15 protein-coding genes are annotated in these 16,086 nt (G+C 63.1%); 5 read left to right on the top strand and 10 right to left on the bottom strand.

Going from position 1 to position 16,086, the window contains the following annotated elements:
* The first annotated feature begins 66 nt into the window (after nt 1–66).
* Nucleotides 67–606, top strand: a complete 540-nt coding sequence (gene lysM, locus DDZ17_RS12640) for a peptidoglycan-binding protein LysM (protein ID WP_116367327.1) — start codon at nt 67–69, stop codon at nt 604–606.
* A 107-nt stretch (nt 607–713) separates the two neighbouring features.
* Here the strand turns inward: lysM and DDZ17_RS12635 are convergent, their stop codons facing one another.
* The 5 genes from DDZ17_RS12635 to leuS form a co-directional block, all read right to left on the bottom strand.
* Nucleotides 714–926 carry a DUF2788 domain-containing protein gene (locus tag DDZ17_RS12635; protein ID WP_116367326.1) on the bottom strand — a complete coding sequence of 71 codons (213 nt, stop codon included), beginning with the start codon at nt 924–926 and terminating at the stop codon, nt 714–716.
* A 58-nt stretch (nt 927–984) separates the two neighbouring features.
* Entirely contained in the window at nt 985–1,689 is a 705-nt protein-coding gene (gene imuA / locus DDZ17_RS12630; protein ID WP_116367325.1) for a translesion DNA synthesis-associated protein ImuA, read from the bottom strand.
* A 297-nt stretch (nt 1,690–1,986) separates the two neighbouring features.
* Nucleotides 1,987–3,000, bottom strand: coding sequence for a DNA polymerase III subunit delta (holA, locus tag DDZ17_RS12625; protein ID WP_116367324.1), 1,014 nt, complete (start codon nt 2,998–3,000; stop codon nt 1,987–1,989).
* Nucleotides 3,001–3,007: 7 nt separating this feature from the next.
* On the bottom strand, nt 3,008–3,556 hold the full coding sequence (locus tag DDZ17_RS12620) for an LPS-assembly lipoprotein LptE (RefSeq protein ID WP_116367323.1): 549 nt from the start codon (nt 3,554–3,556) through the stop codon (nt 3,008–3,010).
* A 15-nt stretch (nt 3,557–3,571) separates the two neighbouring features.
* Nucleotides 3,572–6,061 (bottom strand): leucine--tRNA ligase, encoded by a 2,490-nt coding sequence (gene leuS, locus DDZ17_RS12615; RefSeq protein ID WP_116367322.1) that lies wholly within the window; start codon nt 6,059–6,061, stop codon nt 3,572–3,574.
* Nucleotides 6,062–6,451: 390 nt separating this feature from the next.
* Here leuS and DDZ17_RS12610 point away from each other — a divergent pair, with 390 nt between their 5' ends.
* The 3 genes from DDZ17_RS12610 (at nt 6,452) to DDZ17_RS12600 (ending at nt 9,856) form a co-directional block, all read left to right on the top strand.
* Nucleotides 6,452–7,552: a PQQ-dependent sugar dehydrogenase gene (locus tag DDZ17_RS12610; protein WP_116367321.1), complete on the top strand. Its 1,101-nt coding sequence runs from the start codon at nt 6,452–6,454 to the stop codon at nt 7,550–7,552.
* Nucleotides 7,553–7,736: 184 nt separating this feature from the next.
* A complete protein-coding gene (locus tag DDZ17_RS12605; RefSeq protein WP_116367320.1) occupies nt 7,737–8,942 on the top strand; it encodes a CaiB/BaiF CoA transferase family protein in 1,206 nt (401 codons plus the stop codon).
* The gene (locus DDZ17_RS12600; RefSeq protein ID WP_116367319.1) at nt 8,942–9,856 is read left to right on the top strand and encodes an SMP-30/gluconolactonase/LRE family protein; all 915 of its coding nucleotides are present in this window, start codon (nt 8,942–8,944) and stop codon (nt 9,854–9,856) included. Before DDZ17_RS12605 ends, DDZ17_RS12600 begins: the two co-directional genes overlap by 1 nt.
* A 3-nt stretch (nt 9,857–9,859) precedes the next feature.
* Here the strand turns inward: DDZ17_RS12600 and DDZ17_RS12595 are convergent, their stop codons facing one another.
* From DDZ17_RS12595 to DDZ17_RS12580, 4 genes are all read right to left on the bottom strand, one after another.
* A complete protein-coding gene (locus tag DDZ17_RS12595; protein WP_116367318.1) occupies nt 9,860–10,363 on the bottom strand; it encodes a MarR family winged helix-turn-helix transcriptional regulator in 504 nt (167 codons plus the stop codon).
* A gap of 163 nt (nt 10,364–10,526) precedes the next feature.
* The gene (locus DDZ17_RS12590) at nt 10,527–11,177 is read right to left on the bottom strand and encodes an FMN-dependent NADH-azoreductase (protein ID WP_116367317.1); all 651 of its coding nucleotides are present in this window, start codon (nt 11,175–11,177) and stop codon (nt 10,527–10,529) included.
* Entirely contained in the window at nt 11,174–11,485 is a 312-nt protein-coding gene (locus tag DDZ17_RS12585) for a hypothetical protein (protein WP_116367316.1), read from the bottom strand. The genes DDZ17_RS12590 and DDZ17_RS12585 overlap by 4 nt, the downstream gene beginning before the upstream one ends.
* 27 nt (nt 11,486–11,512) lie before the next feature.
* The gene (locus DDZ17_RS12580; protein ID WP_116367315.1) at nt 11,513–12,040 is read right to left on the bottom strand and encodes a hypothetical protein; all 528 of its coding nucleotides are present in this window, start codon (nt 12,038–12,040) and stop codon (nt 11,513–11,515) included.
* Nucleotides 12,041–12,247: 207 nt separating this feature from the next.
* Between DDZ17_RS12580 and DDZ17_RS12575 the strand changes: the two genes are divergently transcribed.
* Nucleotides 12,248–13,786: a long-chain-fatty-acid--CoA ligase gene (locus tag DDZ17_RS12575; protein ID WP_116367314.1), complete on the top strand. Its 1,539-nt coding sequence runs from the start codon at nt 12,248–12,250 to the stop codon at nt 13,784–13,786.
* A 122-nt stretch (nt 13,787–13,908) separates the two neighbouring features.
* Here the strand turns inward: DDZ17_RS12575 and DDZ17_RS12570 are convergent, their stop codons facing one another.
* A complete protein-coding gene (locus DDZ17_RS12570) occupies nt 13,909–16,068 on the bottom strand; it encodes a TonB-dependent receptor (protein ID WP_116367313.1) in 2,160 nt (719 codons plus the stop codon).
* Between the last annotated feature and the right edge of the window lie 18 nt (nt 16,069–16,086).

Here is a 16,086-nt window from a genome sequence, read left to right as displayed (position 1 = left end):
GTCTATAGTGATGGTGGCCGCGGCGCTGCCCGGCTGCTTTTTTCATGGACAGGAGTATGCACCGCAATGGGTTTATTCGATTTTGTAAGTGACGCCGGCGAAAAGCTCACCGAGGCCGTGCTTGGCAGCACGGATAACAAGGACATCAACAAGCCGGTGGAGATTTCTCCGGAGCGCCTGAACGAACTGCGCGCGCAGAGTATCAGCCGCATGGTGGCGGAGCTGGACATTGACGGCGAGCAGGTGCAGGTGGGCGTCAATGGCGACAAGGCCACCCTGACGGGCTCGGTGCCGAGCCAGGAGGCGCTGGAGAAAATCGTACTGTGCGCCGGCAACCAGCACGGCATTGCCCAGGTGGATTGCCAGCTCAGCGTGGATGCCCCCGCCGCGCCGTCAGCGGCCGCGGGTGGTGCTGGTGATGCCGCGCCGGCGGCCGGGGAGTCGACCTTCTACACCGTGCAGGCCGGCGATACCCTGAGCGCCATTGCCAAGGCCCACTACGGCGATGCCGGCAAGTACATGGTGATCTTCAAGGCCAACGAACCGATGCTCAAGGACCCGGACAGGATCTATCCCGGGCAGAGCCTGCGCATTCCCGCTCTGTAAATGTGTTGTGCCGGGGGCGCTGCCCCCGGCAATTTCCCCGGCTGTGCCTTTTTGGCTAGATCCTCGCCTTAGACCTTCGCCTTAGACCCTCACCTTAGACCTTCACCTTAGACCCCGGCCCGCTCCATCAGGTAGGTGATGACCACTTTGATCAGGAAGCCGAATATGCCCATGGCGAGGCCAATGTAGAGGATGAGGGTGCCGAACTTGCCGGCGTTGCTGCGGCGGGCGAGGTCCCAGACAATAAAAATCATGAACAGGATAAGGGCGCCCACCCCAAGGGTAACGCCCCAGTCGCTCAGCCATTCATCGAATTTCATCCGCCCTGTTCCGTTTGTTTGCCTGTGCCGCAAATTGTCGGGGGCGGGCCGGGCTGTGTCAAAGTGCTGCCGGCAGCTCCCACAACTGTGGCTGCTGGGGCAGATCGTCGTCATCCGACAGGCAGATATCAAGGCCGGCCCTGCCAGCGCGCTGCTGCACAATGTGAACCTGGCGATAGCCGCTCATCTGCAGGCGCAGGCCGGCGGGTGTGGCGCTGTTAGCCGCGCTGGTGGCGCGAAACAGCACCGCCAGGGTGTCGCCGGCGGCCGCGGCGGCCTCCAGCCGCTGCAATTCGCCGGGTTGGTAATCCCCCGCGCCCAGCCAGCCGAACACAACGCTGCAGGTGCTGCTGAGCAGGGCCCGCTCGATGCTGGCCAGCCGCTGTGCCCGGCTGTGCGGGTGAACCAGCAACACCTGGCCAATATCCACTCCCCGGGCCTTCAGCAGCGGGGCGTAGGGGGTAAAGGGCGGGGCGACAAAGGCCTGCCAGCGCCCCTGGCCAGTGAGGCTCTCCATGGCCGGCAGGAACAGGCCCATGGCCCCCATGCCGCAGCTGTCGCTGAGCACTTCAATGCAGGTGCCGGGTGGCCAGCCCTCCTGCGTCAGTGCAGCATCCAGCGCCGCGAAGCCAGTGGGCAGGCCCGCCGGGTGGTGGCGCGCGCTGTTGGCCGAACCGCCCAGCCCGGGCAGGTCGGGTGCGATGTCGCGCCAGGCGCTCTGGCGATGCGGGCGGTGCTCAAGGTGGCTGTTGGCTGGGTTCATGGCAGTGCTCCCCCGGGGCTACTGTGATTAACTGTATGGATATACAGTAGTTGCGCCGGAGGCATAAAGCAAGCACCCGGTGGGCGTGAAAAGTCCCGCTCCACGGCATGTGCCCGCCTGGGCGACAGGTGGGGCAATCGGCAATGGGCAATGGAGTGCCGGCACGCTGGCACTTCAAGGCGGCTGCGTGGATGGCTGTGCAAGATTGCCGAGAGGGGCAAACAGAATGCTTGCAGAATGGCGGCCCGCTGCGGCCGGGACGGCTCAGGCAGGTGGCGGGGCGAGGGCTTGCCGCGCCTACGCCGCCAGGCGCGCTACCAGGCGCTCCAGTCCGTTCCAGGGCCGCCCCTGGGCGTAACCCTTGATGCTGCCATCAATGGCCGCAGCCAGTTGCAGCAGTTCGCCCAGGGCGTCAAGGTTGTGGCGATTCAGGGCGCCCTGCACCAGGCCCAGGCGGTTCGGCCACAGTTTGCGCTGCTTGATGGCCTGCTGCAGCACCTGCTGCTGGGAGCCCTGCCGGCATTGCGCCTGCAGTTCATACAGGCTGCGAATTTCCCGCGCCAGGGCCCACAGGGCCACGGTGGCGTCGGTGCCTTCGCCGCGCAGCCCGTGCAGCATGCGCAGGCTGTTCGCCGCATCGCCCTGCAGGGCGGCGTCCACCATGGCGAACAGGTTGAAGCGGGCGTTGTCCGCCACCGCGGTGGTGACGGTGTCGGCGCTGATGTGCCGCTCTGGCGCCAGCAGTTTGAGTTTTTCCACTTCCTGCACCGCCGCCAGCAGGTTGCCCTCCACCCGGTCCGCCAGTAATTGCAGGGCGTCGCGGTCGGCGGAGAGGCCGGCGCCTTCTAGGCGCTGGCCCAGCCAGCGGGGCAGGTCCTGGGGTTTTACTTCCCACACCTGCAACCAGGCGCCGGCGGCGTCGATAGCCTTGAACCACTTGCTGTTCTGGGAGGCCTTGTCGATTTTGCCAAGCACCAACAGCAGAATGTCGTCGCCACTGCTGCGCTGCAGGTATTCACAGAGCGCCTTGCTGCCCTCGGCCCCGGGTTTGCCGGAGGGAATGCGCAGTTCGATCAGCTTGCGGTCGCCGAACAGGGACATGTCGGCGGCGCTGTTCAGCAGCACCTGCCAGTCAAAGCCCTTGCCGTCGACCTCAATCACTTCCCGGTCGCTGCAGCCGGCGGCGCGGGCGGCGGCGCGCACCTGGTCGGCGCATTCCTGCACCAGCAGGGTCTCGTCCCCGGATACCAGGTAGACCGGCAGGCACTGCTGCTGGAGGTGGGCGGCCAGTTTCTCCGGGTAGAGCCGCACGGTGGGCTCAGCCTGCCTGGCGGGTGGCGTTGGCGGCGAAGAAGCCGATGCGGCGCAGAATCTGCTGGGCCAACTCGGAGCGCATCTCACCCTTGAGGATGCGAATTTCCTCGGCCTTGCCCACAACGTTGCGCGGGTCGTTTTCCATCTGCTTGACGACCGAGGCACTGCTCGGCTCGATGATGGGGGTGGCATTGCCCGGCTGCAGCACGGCGAACTGGGTCTGCATGGTCAGCTCGAATTCCGCCGCCCGGGCCTCGCGGTTGAGAGACAGGTTGCGCTGGCTGAAATGCTCTGGCCCCAGGCTCAGCACAAAGGCCGCCTCGTCGCGGCTTTCCACCCAGGTGATGCCGTTGGCGGAAAAGCGCGCCATGACCTCGCGGCTGAATTCGCTGTTCGGGTTGCCGGTGTCCAGGTACAGGCTGCGCCAGCTTTCGGGCAGGGCGGTGGCGCTGCTGTTGCCGCGCAGCTGGAAGCCGCAGGCGGCAAGCAGGGTGCACAGGCTGCACAGCAGGGCGAAGCGGGCGAGGCGCTGGGGCAGGGGTTGATAAGGCATGGCAGGCTCCGGCAATCAGTTGGCCACAATGTTAACCAGTTTGCCCGGCACCACAATCACCTTGCGCACCGTGACACCGTCCAGAAAGCGCTGCACGTTGTCCTGCTGCAGGGCGGCGGCCTCCACGGCGTCCTTGGGCGCATCGGCGGCCACGGACATTTTTGCCCGCACTTTGCCGTTCACCTGCACCACCATGTCGATGGCATCGCGGGTCAGGGCGGCCTCGTCCACCGCCGGCCAGGGGGCGTCCAGCAGTGCGCCCTCGCCACCCAGCTGCTGCCACAGGTCGTGGCAGATGTGGGGCACGATGGGGTTCAGCATCAGCACCACCGCGCGCAGGCCCTCGTCCAGTACCGCGCGGCTCTGGGGCTCGGCATCCAGCTTGCCCAGCTCGTTGCACAGCTCCATCACCGCCGCAATGGCGGTGTTGAAGGTCTGGCGGCGGCCGTAGTCGTCGGCCACCTTGGCAATGGTCTCGTGGGTTTTGCGGCGGGCCGCCTTCTGGTTGTTGTTGAGGGCGGCGGCCTCCAGTGCCGGTGCGGCGCCGGCCTCCACATGCCCCTGCACCAGTTTCCACAGGCGTTTGAGGAAGCGGTTGGCGCCTTCCACCCCCGAGTCGGACCATTCCAGCGACTGCTCCGGCGGTGCCGCGAACATGGAGAACAGGCGCACGGTGTCGGCGCCGTAACGGTCGATCAGCGCCTGCGGATCCACGGTGTTGCCCTTGGACTTGGACATTTTGGCACCGTCCTTCAACACCATGCCCTGGGTCAGCAGGCGGGTGAATGGCTCGTCTGAGTGCACCAGGCCTTCGTCACGCATCAGCTTGTGGTAGAAGCGCGCATACAGCAGGTGCAGGATGGCGTGTTCGATACCGCCCACGTACTGGTCCACCGGCGCCCAGTAGTCGGCCTCGGCATCCAGCATCTGCTGGTCGTTGCGGGCGCAGGCGTAGCGGGCGTAGTACCAGGACGATTCCATAAAGGTGTCGAAGGTGTCGGTTTCGCGCTGGGCCGCGCCGCCGCATTGGGGGCAGGCGGTCTCGTAGAACGCCGGCATTGTCTTGATGGGCGAGCCCACACCCTGGAACTCGACCTCGGTGGGCAGCACCACCGGCAGGTCCTGCGCCGGCACCGGCACCGCGCCGCAGCTGGCGCAGTTGATGATGGGAATCGGCGCGCCCCAGTAGCGCTGGCGCGACACGCCCCAGTCCCGCAGGCGGAAGTTCACCGTGCGCTCGCCCTTGCCGGCGGCCTCCAGGTGGTTGGCGATGGCGTCGAAGGCCGCCTTGCAGTCCAGCCCGTCGAACGCTTCATAGCCGGCGCCGGAGTTGATGCTCACCGTGCCCTCTTTGTCGGCGTACCAGTCCTGCCAGGTGCTGGCATCGTAGTCGGCATCGTCGCTGGCTTTGGCCACCACCTGCACGATGGGCAGGCCGTATTTGCGGGCAAACTCGAAGTCGCGTTGATCGTGGCCGGGCACCGACATCACCGCGCCGGAGCCGTAGCTCATCAAGACGAAGTTGGCGACCCACACCGGCACTTGAGCCCCGGTGATCGGGTGCAGGGCCTTTGTGCCGGTGTCCATGCCGAGCTTTTCCATGGTGGCCATGTCGGCCTCGGCCACTTTCACATTGCCCTGCTCGCGAATGAAGGCGGCCAGTTCCGGGTTGGATTCGGCGGCGGCCTTTGCCAGCGGGTGCTGGGGGGCAACGGCCAGGTAGGTGGCGCCCATCAAGGTGTCGGGGCGAGTGGTGTACACCTCGATCTCGCCGCCTTCGGTGGCCGCTGCATCCGCCAGCCCAAAACGCAGGTTCACGCCCTCTGAACGGCCAATCCAGTTGCGCTGCATGGTGCGCACCTGCTCCGGCCACTGGTCGAGTTGGTCCAGGTCATCCAGCAGCTGCTGGGCGTAATCGGTGATCTTGATGAACCACTGGTCGATCTCCCGGCGCTCCACCGGGTTGTCGCAGCGCCAGCAGCAGCCATCCACCACCTGTTCGTTGGCGAGCACGGTCTGGTCGGTTTCGCACCAGTTCACCTCGGCCTTTTTCTTGTAGGCCAGGCCCTTCTCGAACAGCCTGGTGAAGAACCACTGCTCCCAGCGGTAGTACTCGGGGTTGCAGGTGGCGATCTCCCGGTCCCAGTCGTAGGCAAAGCCCAGCCGGCGCAGCTGTTCGCGCATGTAGTCGATGTTCTGGGCGGTCCACTTTGCCGGCGGCACGTTGTTCTTGATGGCGGCGTTTTCCGCCGGCAGGCCGAAGGCGTCCCAGCCCATCGGCTGCAGCACGTTCTTGCCCAGCATGCGCTGGTAGCGGGCGATCACATCGGCAATGGTGTAGTTGCGCACATGACCCATGTGCAGCTGGCCGCTGGGGTAGGGGAACATGGCCAGGCAGTAGAATTTTTCGCGGGCATCGTCGTGGGCGACGGCGAAACTGTTGTTGTCCAGCCAGTGCTGCTGGGTGGACTGTTCGATGGTCTGGGCGTTGTAGTGCTGGTCCATTGTGGGAGTGCTGTCTCGCTACCGGTCTTGTAGGGCGGGAACCCTGTTGCAGTCCGGCACCAAACCGGGCAGGGCTTTGCGCATGCGCCGCCCCCACCAATGAAAGCGGGGTGGGCTCTGAACCCGTCCATGGGGGCGCGGGGCCTCCGGGGAGAGTTCCGGCTGCGCGCACTGGTCGGGTGGGGGCCGGGAGTAAAAATCAAGCGGCAAATTCTAGCAGCTATTGCCCGGCGCGGCGATGTTGGGGGTTGTGCTGGGCTGTTTGCAAGGGTGTGTGCAAGGGTGCGTGCAAGGGGAGCGGCGCGTGTGCCGCTATACTGTCGGCATTGCGGCCCGGATTCCCCGGGCCACCGAGGTTTCAAGGAGTTTGTAGTGCGCGGGTATGGGGCAATGACGGGTTTGGTGATGGCGGCGGGCGTTGCGGTGGGCGCCGGGGCGGCGGAGCTGCCGCTACAGCAGCTGAACCTGCCGGATGGCTTTGCCATCGAGGTTTATGTGGATGATGTGCCCAATGCCCGGCAGATGGCCCTGGGCGACAAAGGCACCCTGTTTATCGGCACCCGCAGCGCCGGCGAGGTGTACGCCATCAGCGACAGCGATGGCGACGGCAGGCCGGATACCAAGCGGGTGATGGCAACAGGGCTCACGATGCCCTCCGGGGTGGCCTACCGGGACGGCGACCTGTACGTGGCCCAGATCAGCAGCGTGCGGCGCTACGCGGATATCGAGGCACAGCTGGCCTCCGGGAAGGAATTGGCCTACACGCAGTTCGTCGACGGGCTGCCCACGGCGAAGCGTCACGGCTGGAAGTTCATTGATTTTGGCCCCGACGGCCACCTCTACGTGCCGGTGGGGGCGCCCTGCAACATCTGCGACGAGCCAGAGCCCTATGCCACCATTTTGCGCTACGCAGAGGATGGCCAGAGTTACGAGGTGTACGCCCGCGGTGTGCGCAATACGGTGGGCTTTGACTGGCACCCAGGCAGCGGCGAGCTGTGGTTTGGCGACAACGGCCGCGACATGATGGGCGACGAGGTGCCCTACTGCGAGCTGAACCGGGTGAGCGAGCCCGGAGAGCACTTCGGCTACCCCTACTTCCACGCCGGTGACGTGCGCGACCCGGAGTTTGGCGAAGGCAGGAACCCGGCGGATTACACCGCGCCAGTGTTAAAACTCGGCCCCCACGTGGCGCCGCTGACCGTTCATTTTTACGAAGGCGCGTCTTTTCCGGCGGCCTATCGCCACCTGTTCATCGTTGAGCACGGCTCCTGGAACCGCAGCGAGAAGATCGGCTACCGGGTGAAAATGGCGGTGCTTCAGGGCAACGAGGTGGTGGCTTACCGGCCCTTTATCGACGGCTGGCTGAACAACGACGAGGACGACTCCTACTGGGGCCGCCCGGTGGATCTGCAGCCACTGGCCGATGGCAGCCTGTTGCTGTCTGACGATTACGCCGGGGTGGTGTATCGGGTGAGTTATGTGGGCCTGTGAGCGGGTGCAAGTGAGTGTGGCGGGCGGGAGAGCCTTTTTGAAGGAGCCACAAAGAACACGTAGCCCGGGCTTGTGTATTGCGTTTAATCAATATTAAAATAATTTTGCAATAACTAAGTCTGCCGGCCCCTGCGGGGCTGGCGCGGCGTTGTTCGGTTGAGGCCGCCCGTTCGGAGGAACCAGTATGTCCAGCACCCCGTCCCAGCGCCCGCTGGATGGCATTCGCGTTATCGAACTCGGCCAGCTGCTGGCCGGGCCCTTCACCAGCACTATTCTCGGCTACTTCGGGGCAGAGGTGATCAAGATCGAGCCCCCGGGCAAGGGCGATCCGATTCGGGGCTGGCGCATTGTGGAAAACGGTACGTCCCATTGGTATCGCAGCCTGGGGCGCAACAAAAAGAGCGTGACGCTGGACCTGAAAAGCGAGAAGGGCCGGGCACTGGCGCGCAAGCTGATGCACAGTGCCGACGTGGTGGTGGAGAATTTCCGCCCGGGGGTGGTGGAGGAGTGGGGCATGGGCCCGGAGGACATCAAGCAGGTCAACCCGGGGGTGGTTTATGCCCGTATCTCCGGCTATGGCCAGACCGGCCCCTATGCCGCCAAGCCCGGCTACGCCTCGGTGACGGAAGGGGTCAGTGGCTTTCGTTATGTCAACGGCTTCCCGGGGGAGCCGCCGGTGCGGCCCAACCTCAGCACCGGCGATACCATCGCCGCCATTCACGCCGCCCTGGGTATCTGCCTGGCCCTGCTGCAGCGCCAGCGTCAGTCGGGCGAGGGCCAGGTGGTGGATGTGGCCCTGTACGAATCCATGTTCAACCTGATGGAAGGCGTGGTGCCCGAATACTCGGGTGCCGGCGTGATTCGCGAGGCATCCGGCACAACGCTCACCGGCATTGTGCCCACCAACACCTACACCTGCGGTGACGGCAAGTTTGTGATTATCGGCGGCAACGGCGACTCCATCTTCAAGCGCCTGATGGTGGCCGCCGGGCATCCCGAGATGGCGGAGAATCCGGAGATGGCCCACAACGAAGGCCGCGTGCGCCATGTGGAGGTGATCGACAAGGCCCTGGCCGACTGGTGCGCCGGGCGCACGGCGGCCGAGGTGGTGGAGGTTCTGGAGGCGCAGCGGGTGCCAGTGGGCCTGGTGTACAACGTGGAAGACCAGATGCGCGACCCGCACTTTAACGCCCGCGGCATGTTCGAACAGGTGGAGATCGACGGCAAGCCGCTGCACATCCCCGCCATCATGCCCAAGCTGGCGGACACGCCGGGGCGCACCGACTGGCCCGGGCAGGGCGTTGGCAGCCACAACCAGGAAGTGCTTGGCGAGTTGCTGGGGCTGGACGAGGCGGAGATCGACGCCCTGCGCACCGAGGGAGTGGTCTGATGGCATTTACGGAAATCGCCAGCGGGCTGCAGTTTCCGGAAGGGCCGATTGCCCTGGCGGACGGGTCGCTGCTGCTGGTAGAGATCCAGCGCGGCACCTTGTCGCGCATCACCACGGGCGGTGTGGTCGAAGTGGTGGCGGAACTCGGCGGTGGCCCGAACGGCGCGGCCATTGGCCCCGATGGCGCGGTGTATGTCTGCAACAATGGCGGCTTCGACTGGATAGACGTGGACGGTACGCCCTTCCCGGTGGGGCGCGCGGCAAATTATCGCGGCGGCAGTATCCAGCGGGTGGATCTGCAAAGCGGTGCGGTCACCACGCTCTATACTCACTGCAATGGCCACCCCTTGAGTGGCCCCAACGATATTGTGTTCGACCGCCAGGGCGGCTTCTGGTTTACCGACCTCGGCCAGCGCTATGGCCGCCAGCAGGACCGGGGCGCCATTTACTACGCACTGCCCGATGGCAGTGAGATTGTTGAGGCGGCGTTTCCGGTGGATACGCCCAACGGCATCGGCCTGTCGCCGGATGAGCAAACTCTCTACGTGGCGGATACCACGGCCGCGCGCCTGTGGGCGTTCGATATCGTCGCACCGGGTGAGCTGGCGCCGCCGGCGGGCTTCCACAATGGCCATTGCCTGGCGAGCCCGCAGGGGCTGCAGCATTACGATTCACTGGCCGTGGATGGCGAGGGCAATATCTGCGTGGCAACCATCCTCAACGGCGGCATCACCTGGTTTGCGGCGGACGGTCGGGTGCTTGATCACTTCCCTACCGGGGATATTGCCACCACCAATATCTGCTTCGGTGGGCCAGGGCTGAAAACGGCTTACATCACGCTGTCGGCGAGCGGGCGAGTGGTGTCCATGCCCTGGCCGGTGGCGGGGCTGCCGCTCAACTTTCTGAACCGATAGGCCTCAGCGTTTGCTGCTGTCGTCTTCCAGGGGAAACTCCGGCGGCGCCCCCCAGTCCTTCTCCAGTGCCCGGCGAAACTGGCCGACCTCGCGTTTGCCAATGCGCCGGCCCAGTTCCTCTTCCAGTTCTTCCAGCACCTGAATCGCCAGCACCCGGGCCGGCTCGCCCTTGCGATTGAGGGTGGCGATGGTGGCGCGGCCATCGTCTGGATCCGGCACAAGGTCGATAAGGCCAAGGCGATCGAGTTCGCGGATACTGGTATGCACGGCCTGGCGACTGACACCGAGTCGTTCCGCGATGGCCGAGGGGCGGCGGATGCCCTCGCCGATGTTCATCATCACCAGCGACTGGGCGTGGGTGAGCTGAACGCCACCGCGGCGGTGGTAATTGGTGTGCATGCCGTCTTCCACCCAGTACAGAGCGCGCAGAATGAGTTGTGCCAGGTTGTTTTTATACGCCTGCTTGCCACTGCCGGCGCCGCTGTTGGGTTCTTTCTCGCTCTGCACCGTGCTTTGCCTCCTTTTGTTACCGTTGCGCGCCCACGCCGCCGGCGCACGCACTGCTTGAGGCGATACTATCAGATGACTGCTGCGTAGATGACAGCTGACCGGGTGGCTCCCGGTCAACTCACCGCTGATGCCGTGGCCGGCGCATGAAGACGGGTGTCAGCTAGAAGTGGGCGCCGGCCTCGCGGGCCTCGGCCAGGGCCGCCTCGATGACCCCGGCGGCGTGCTGGGGTCCTTTGGCATCTGTCGGCTGAATCTGGATTTCACCGACCTCACCAAAACCCAGAAAGGCGCCGATATGCCGCAGGTAGGCGCTCTGGTAGTCGGTCTTGATGCCATCGTCGGCGCCGGGGAAGCCGGTACGGTACTCGCTGCCCCGGGACAGAATCAGCTGCAGGGGCTTGCCCTTGAGCAACCCCACATACTGGCCCTTGGCGTTCACGCCGAAGGTCAGCCCCGGCTGGCACACCAGGTCGATATAGTGCTTGAGCGGGTAGGGGATGGAAAAATTCCACATGGCACTGGAAATCACCACCTTGTCGGCATCCTGCAGGCGTTTGATTTCGGCTAGCACCCCACTCCATTCACCGGCAGCTTCCAGACCTTCGCCCGACGCCATCAACTTGGCGATATGGGCCATCTTCTGGCTGGCGCCTTCGCGGCCGAAGGCGGGCAGGTTGCAATCAAAGACATTGAGCCTGTCGACCACCAGGCCGGGGTTGGCCGCGGCGCAGGCCGCCAGAAAGGCATTGGCAACACGGCTGGAATTGGACTGCTCGCCCCGGGGGCTGGCTTCGATATGGAGAACGTTCATGGGCTATTGGCCTTGTGCTTATGTGGGTCGAATTCGGGAAGCTTGACCTGCGCAGGGATGAGTTGCCAGCGGCTGCCGGACCCGTACTGGGCGTCGGTACGCATGATCCAACGGTAGCAGAAGCGTGCGTAGAGCGGTATCAACACCGCTACCAGTAGCAGCGGTTTCCAGCCAAATACCCAGGTATCGCCCTGCAACAGCCATTTCATCAGTGCAAAGGCGGTGTAAACCGACAGTACCGAGTAAGCGGAGATGAGGATGGCGGCCCGCCGGTAGCGAGCGGGATTGCCGGAAAACGGTGCGCGCATAGCCTGGCTCCTTGAAGTCAGCGGTGTTCAAAAGTGGGTTTTGGTAATGGCGAGGAAGATGATCAGCAACGCAGCGGGCATGATCATCGGCGAGCTGTAGAGCAGGAAATACCAGTGCTGGTGAATGGCGGCTTCGTATTTTTCGCTATCGCCCGTGGCGCGAATCTTCGCTTTGTTGCCACCGAAGTGCGACAGGTGGTAGTCCAGCACCTCGATGGGCAGGGTGATCAATACCACCAGGGCCAGTTTCAGCACCAGCCAGTCGGCGGCGGTACTCCAGCCGCCGGCAATGTACAGCAAGGGGCCGGTAATCAGGATGATCGGGTAGGCCACATGTTCGTAGATCACGCCGTGATCAAAGCGCTCCATCACCCAGTCGCGCAGCACAATGACGGCGTCGTCGTCGGGATGGCGGCGCCAGGCCTTGAATACCGGCACCACAAAGTAGGCGTAGGCGTGGGCGGTGCTCCACACCCAGACCATGACAAAGGTGACGTGGACAAACTTGATGTAGAGGTACCAGGGGCCAAGCCACTCCCTGAGAATGTCGATCATTGGATTGAGCTCCTGCACGGCCACCAAGGTATATGACAATGGCTGGCTACGTTAGCAGCGCCTTCAAATAAATGTCAATTAAATTGACATAAAATCCGCGCAGCGCTACCGTGTCGACAGAGTCTGCAAAAGGCGGGGAGCGTTGTTCCCGCCGATAATAATCAACCGGTACCCGGTGAAACCGGGAACCTGACGGAGCGCCTCTGCATGTATCAATTCTCCTTGAACGAGCAACTCGGCCGCGCGGCCGGCCTGTATCCCGATCGGCAGGCCGTGGTGTTCGAAGACCGCATCTGGAGCTGGTCTGCGCTGCAGCAGTTGGTGGCGGAGCAGGCGGCTGCGCTGGCCGCGCTGGCGGTTGGCGCCGATCAGCGCGTGGCGGTACTGGCGCACAACAGCGACCTGTACTTCGCACTGTACTTTGCCATCCCGGCGCTTGGCGCCACCATCGTGCCGATCAACATCCGCCTGGCGCAGCCAGAGATTGTCGACTGGTTACAGGATTGCAGCGCCACCGTGCTGCTGGTGGATGAGCACTTTTTGGCCAGTGTCGAAACGATCCGGGCACAATGCCCGGACATCCGTCATACCCTCTACATTGGCCGTGGTGACTGCCCCGGCGGCCTGTTGCCGCTGTTGGCACCGGCCCACGCTGCGCCCCCTGCCCTGGCCGAGCAGGAAGTCGCCGCCCTGTTCTATACCGGCGGCACCACAGGCCGTTCCAAAGGGGTAATGCAGACCCACCAGGGCATGGTTTTCAACACCCTGCAGTGGATTGCCGCCACCGGCACCACCAGTGAGGACAACCTGCTGATTGCCGCGCCCATGTTTCACCTGGTGGCCGGCATGAATTGCGTTGCAGCTGCCGTGCTGGCGGCCAAGTTGGTGATTCTGCCGCGCTTTGATGCCGAGCTGACATTGCGCGCCATCCAAGCGCAGCGCATCACCAAGACCGCACTGGTACCGGCGATGGTCGACATGCTGATTCGCCACGAACGTTTTGCTGACTTTGATATCACCTCGCTGAAGAAGGTCAGCTACGGTGGCGCGCCGATGCCCGAGGGCATTCTCGAGCGCGCCCAGGCGGCCCTGCCGGGCGTGGAATTTATCCAGATTTACGGCCAGACGGAGTGCTGCGGCACCGTGACCTGCCTGCCCCACGCCTATCACACCACCCGCGGTGCCAATGCCGCCAAGCGCCGCTCTGCCGGCAGGCCCGTGGCCGGCTGCCGCGTGGCCATCTTGGCGCCAGACGGGCAATGCCTGCCGGCAGGCGAAGTGGGGGAGATCTGCGTGCGCAGCCCCGCCAGCACACCGGGCTACTGGCGCCAGCCGGAGAACACCGCAGCGCTCTACGAAGGGGGGTGGCTGCACACCGGGGATTTGGGCTACCTCGATAGCGACGGCTTTCTGTTCATCGTCGACCGGCTCAAGGACATGATCGTGACCGGTGGTGAGAACGTCTTCGCCGGCGAAGTGGAAAACGTGATCTACCAGCTCAAGGGTGTGCTGCAATGCGCGGTGATCGGCATTCCCTCCGAGCGCTGGGGGGAGACGGTCCACGCGGTGATCTACAGCGAGCCAGGCTGTTCACTGGATGAAGCCGCCGTCATTGAGCATTGCCGAAAGCAACTGGCCAACTACAAGTGCGTGCGCAGCGTGGAATTTCGCGATGAGAGTCTGCCCGTAAGCGCGATGAATAAAATTCTCAAGCAGAAGCTGCGCGATGATTGGTGTGGCCATTAGCAAGTAGAAGTATGTAAAGCCCGTCCGCCGCCGTGTTTTAGACGGACCCTGATATCTGCCGTTCAACACACGGCGCGGTGTCGCATAGACGCCGCGCCGCTCTCTATTGGGCTGTGCTCATGTCACAGGAAGCGATACTCGAACTGTAGGGCCACAGTGCGGGGGGGATCTACCATTTTTGAAAAGGTGTCTGGCACCGAGGCGAGCGGCGTTGAGAAGGCGTGGCTAAAGGTGGTCTTGTCGGTGAGGTTTTTACCGACCAGTGCCAGTGTCCAGCGGTCACTTTCAGGCGACAGCGCCAGACGCAGGTTAATTTTGGTGAAGCCGCCCTGAACACCTTGCGGAGCCAGGGTTTCAATCAGCGCCCTCTTCCCGTTGTAGACCAGTTCTAGGCGTGAATCTAGGCGCATGTTGCCCAGCAACTGTTCGTGGTTCAAGGTCAGTGTGCCGTTCACCCGGTTGGCACGTGGCAGGTAGGTGCCGCCAATATTGTTACTGCTAACGTCACAGTCGGGATTGTTCCAGAGGCAGGCCGCGCCGGGGTAATCGTCGTAGTAGGCATCAAGATACGAGGCGGAGCCAGTAACGGTCAGATTTTCCAGTGGTAGCCAAGCGAAGTCCATCTCCACCCCTTCGGTGGTCGCTGATGCGGCGTTGCCGGTAATGAAAGAGTTGGTCGGGGCATAATAGTTCGATACCTGCAAATTGGTGTATTCGGTATAGAAGTAAGCGGCGTTGATCGTCAGGCTGTTGTCCAGCATCACCAGTTTTGTGCCCAACTCATAGGTTTCAGCATCTTCCGGTTCGAACTCGAAGTCACTCTGAACGGTAACCGACTGGCCGCCGACAAAACCACCGGCCTTGGAGCCTTCCGACCAACTGGCATAAATCATAATGTCTTGTGTTGCATCCCATTGCACGTTGATTGACGGGTCGAATTCGCTCTCGTCACGCTTGCCGGTAAGCGGGCTGTCCAGCCAACTGGATGGAGTAACGCCGGTTAGGCTGCGCTTTTGATCGGCGTCTTTGTCGTCTTCCGTCTGGCGCAGGCCGAGGCTGACGCGGAGGCTATCGCTGACGTACCAAGTACCTTGGGCGTAGAGCGAGTAAACATCGTTATCTTGGTCGAAAAAACGGTAGGAACGGCCGTCGAAAGGTCCCAGATCAATCCCGCTGGACTGGTAGAGTTCGTAGTCACTGGTGTGCCAATAGAGACCAACGATATAGTCCAGGGTATCACTGGCGGGTGATGTCAGGCGTATTTCCTGTGAGATTTGTGTGAAATCCTCGGCGAAGATGGAACCGAATAGATCCGCCGAACTGAAGTCGGCATCTACGAACTTTTCGAAATCATAGCTGGAGTAGCCGGTGATCGATGTGAGGGTAAATTCGTTGATATCGTAGTTCAGCGTCAGCGAGGCATTGTTGGAATCGGTGTCGTTATAGTCCCGGCTACCCATGCCCGGGAAGCCTCCGGTGGCGCGCTTGTAGTCCAGTTTTTCGCCTGGCAATAGGGTTTCGTAGGAGTTGCCGTCGATACGTGAGCGGCCGACCTCCAGTTTTGCAACAGCTTCGAGCCGGTCCAAAGCGTCCCAAGCCACAACGCCGCGCACCACGGTATCTTCTACCTGCTTTTCATGGCCGCCCAGATGGGTGTTTTCGGTAAAGCCCCTGTCAGTATTGGTGTAGCTCGCGGCAACACGGCCGTACAGTCCATCACTCAACGGGCCGGACAGAATGCCAGTGGTGTTGACGGTCTCGCCCTCGAATTCATAGCTGGTGCTCAGGGTGATCTCCGGGTCCTCTGTGGGTCTGGCGGTGATCACGTTCACCGCGCCTGCGCTGGTATTTTTGCCAACCAGTGCGCCCTGGGGGCCGCGCAATACTTCGATGCGTTCCAGGTCGAGGAAAGGGCTCTGGAACTGTCGTGCCTTGCCAGCATAGACACCATCGACGAACAGGCCGACGGTTTGTTCAAAGGCGAGGTTGCCAGCGGTGGAACCCATGCCGCGAATAAAAATGGAATAGTTCCCTGGGGTGTCCTGGACGTAAAAGTTTGGAATCGACGAAGACAGGTCACTGAAATCGCGCAGTGCGAAGTCGGCGATTTCATCACCGCCAACTACCGACAGGGAAATGGGCACATCCTGCATGCTCTGCTCGCGCTTTTGCGCGGTGACAACGACTTCCTCCAGCACAGCGGCGGAGGTGGTATTGCAGGTGACAAGGGCGCCGACAGCCAGGGCCAGGCGACGGGAGGACAGCGGGAGGTTGGCTTTCATTATGGTTCTCCGTTTGTG

The sequence above is a fragment of the Parahaliea mediterranea genome (assembly GCF_003402235.1).
Classification (GTDB): Bacteria; Pseudomonadota; Gammaproteobacteria; order Pseudomonadales; family Halieaceae; genus Parahaliea; species Parahaliea mediterranea.
The sequence above is the reverse complement of the archived record's forward strand: the minus strand, read 5'-3'. Positions and strand labels throughout refer to the sequence as shown.

Bases quoted from the DNA above. Each gene is read 5' to 3' on its own strand.
- DDZ17_RS12585 (WP_116367316.1), bottom strand. From the start codon at position 11,485: ATGCGCGCACCGTTTTCCGGCAATCCCGCTCGCTACCGGCGGGCCGCC.
- DDZ17_RS12570 (WP_116367313.1), bottom strand. From the start codon at position 16,068: ATGAAAGCCAACCTCCCGCTGTCCTCCCGTCGCCTGGCCCTGGCTGTC.
- DDZ17_RS12610 (WP_116367321.1), top strand. From the start codon at position 6,452: ATGACGGGTTTGGTGATGGCGGCGGGCGTTGCGGTGGGCGCCGGGGCG.
- DDZ17_RS12580 (WP_116367315.1), bottom strand. From the start codon at position 12,040: ATGATCGACATTCTCAGGGAGTGGCTTGGCCCCTGGTACCTCTACATC.
- DDZ17_RS12590 (WP_116367317.1), bottom strand. From the start codon at position 11,177: ATGAACGTTCTCCATATCGAAGCCAGCCCCCGGGGCGAGCAGTCCAAT.
- DDZ17_RS12635 (WP_116367326.1), bottom strand. From the start codon at position 926: ATGAAATTCGATGAATGGCTGAGCGACTGGGGCGTTACCCTTGGGGTG.
- DDZ17_RS12605 (WP_116367320.1), top strand. From the start codon at position 7,737: ATGTCCAGCACCCCGTCCCAGCGCCCGCTGGATGGCATTCGCGTTATC.
- imuA (WP_116367325.1), bottom strand. From the start codon at position 1,689: ATGAACCCAGCCAACAGCCACCTTGAGCACCGCCCGCATCGCCAGAGC.
- lysM (WP_116367327.1), top strand. From the start codon at position 67: ATGGGTTTATTCGATTTTGTAAGTGACGCCGGCGAAAAGCTCACCGAG.
- leuS (WP_116367322.1), bottom strand. From the start codon at position 6,061: ATGGACCAGCACTACAACGCCCAGACCATCGAACAGTCCACCCAGCAG.
- DDZ17_RS12575 (WP_116367314.1), top strand. From the start codon at position 12,248: ATGTATCAATTCTCCTTGAACGAGCAACTCGGCCGCGCGGCCGGCCTG.
- DDZ17_RS12600 (WP_116367319.1), top strand. From the start codon at position 8,942: ATGGCATTTACGGAAATCGCCAGCGGGCTGCAGTTTCCGGAAGGGCCG.
- DDZ17_RS12620 (WP_116367323.1), bottom strand. From the start codon at position 3,556: ATGCCTTATCAACCCCTGCCCCAGCGCCTCGCCCGCTTCGCCCTGCTG.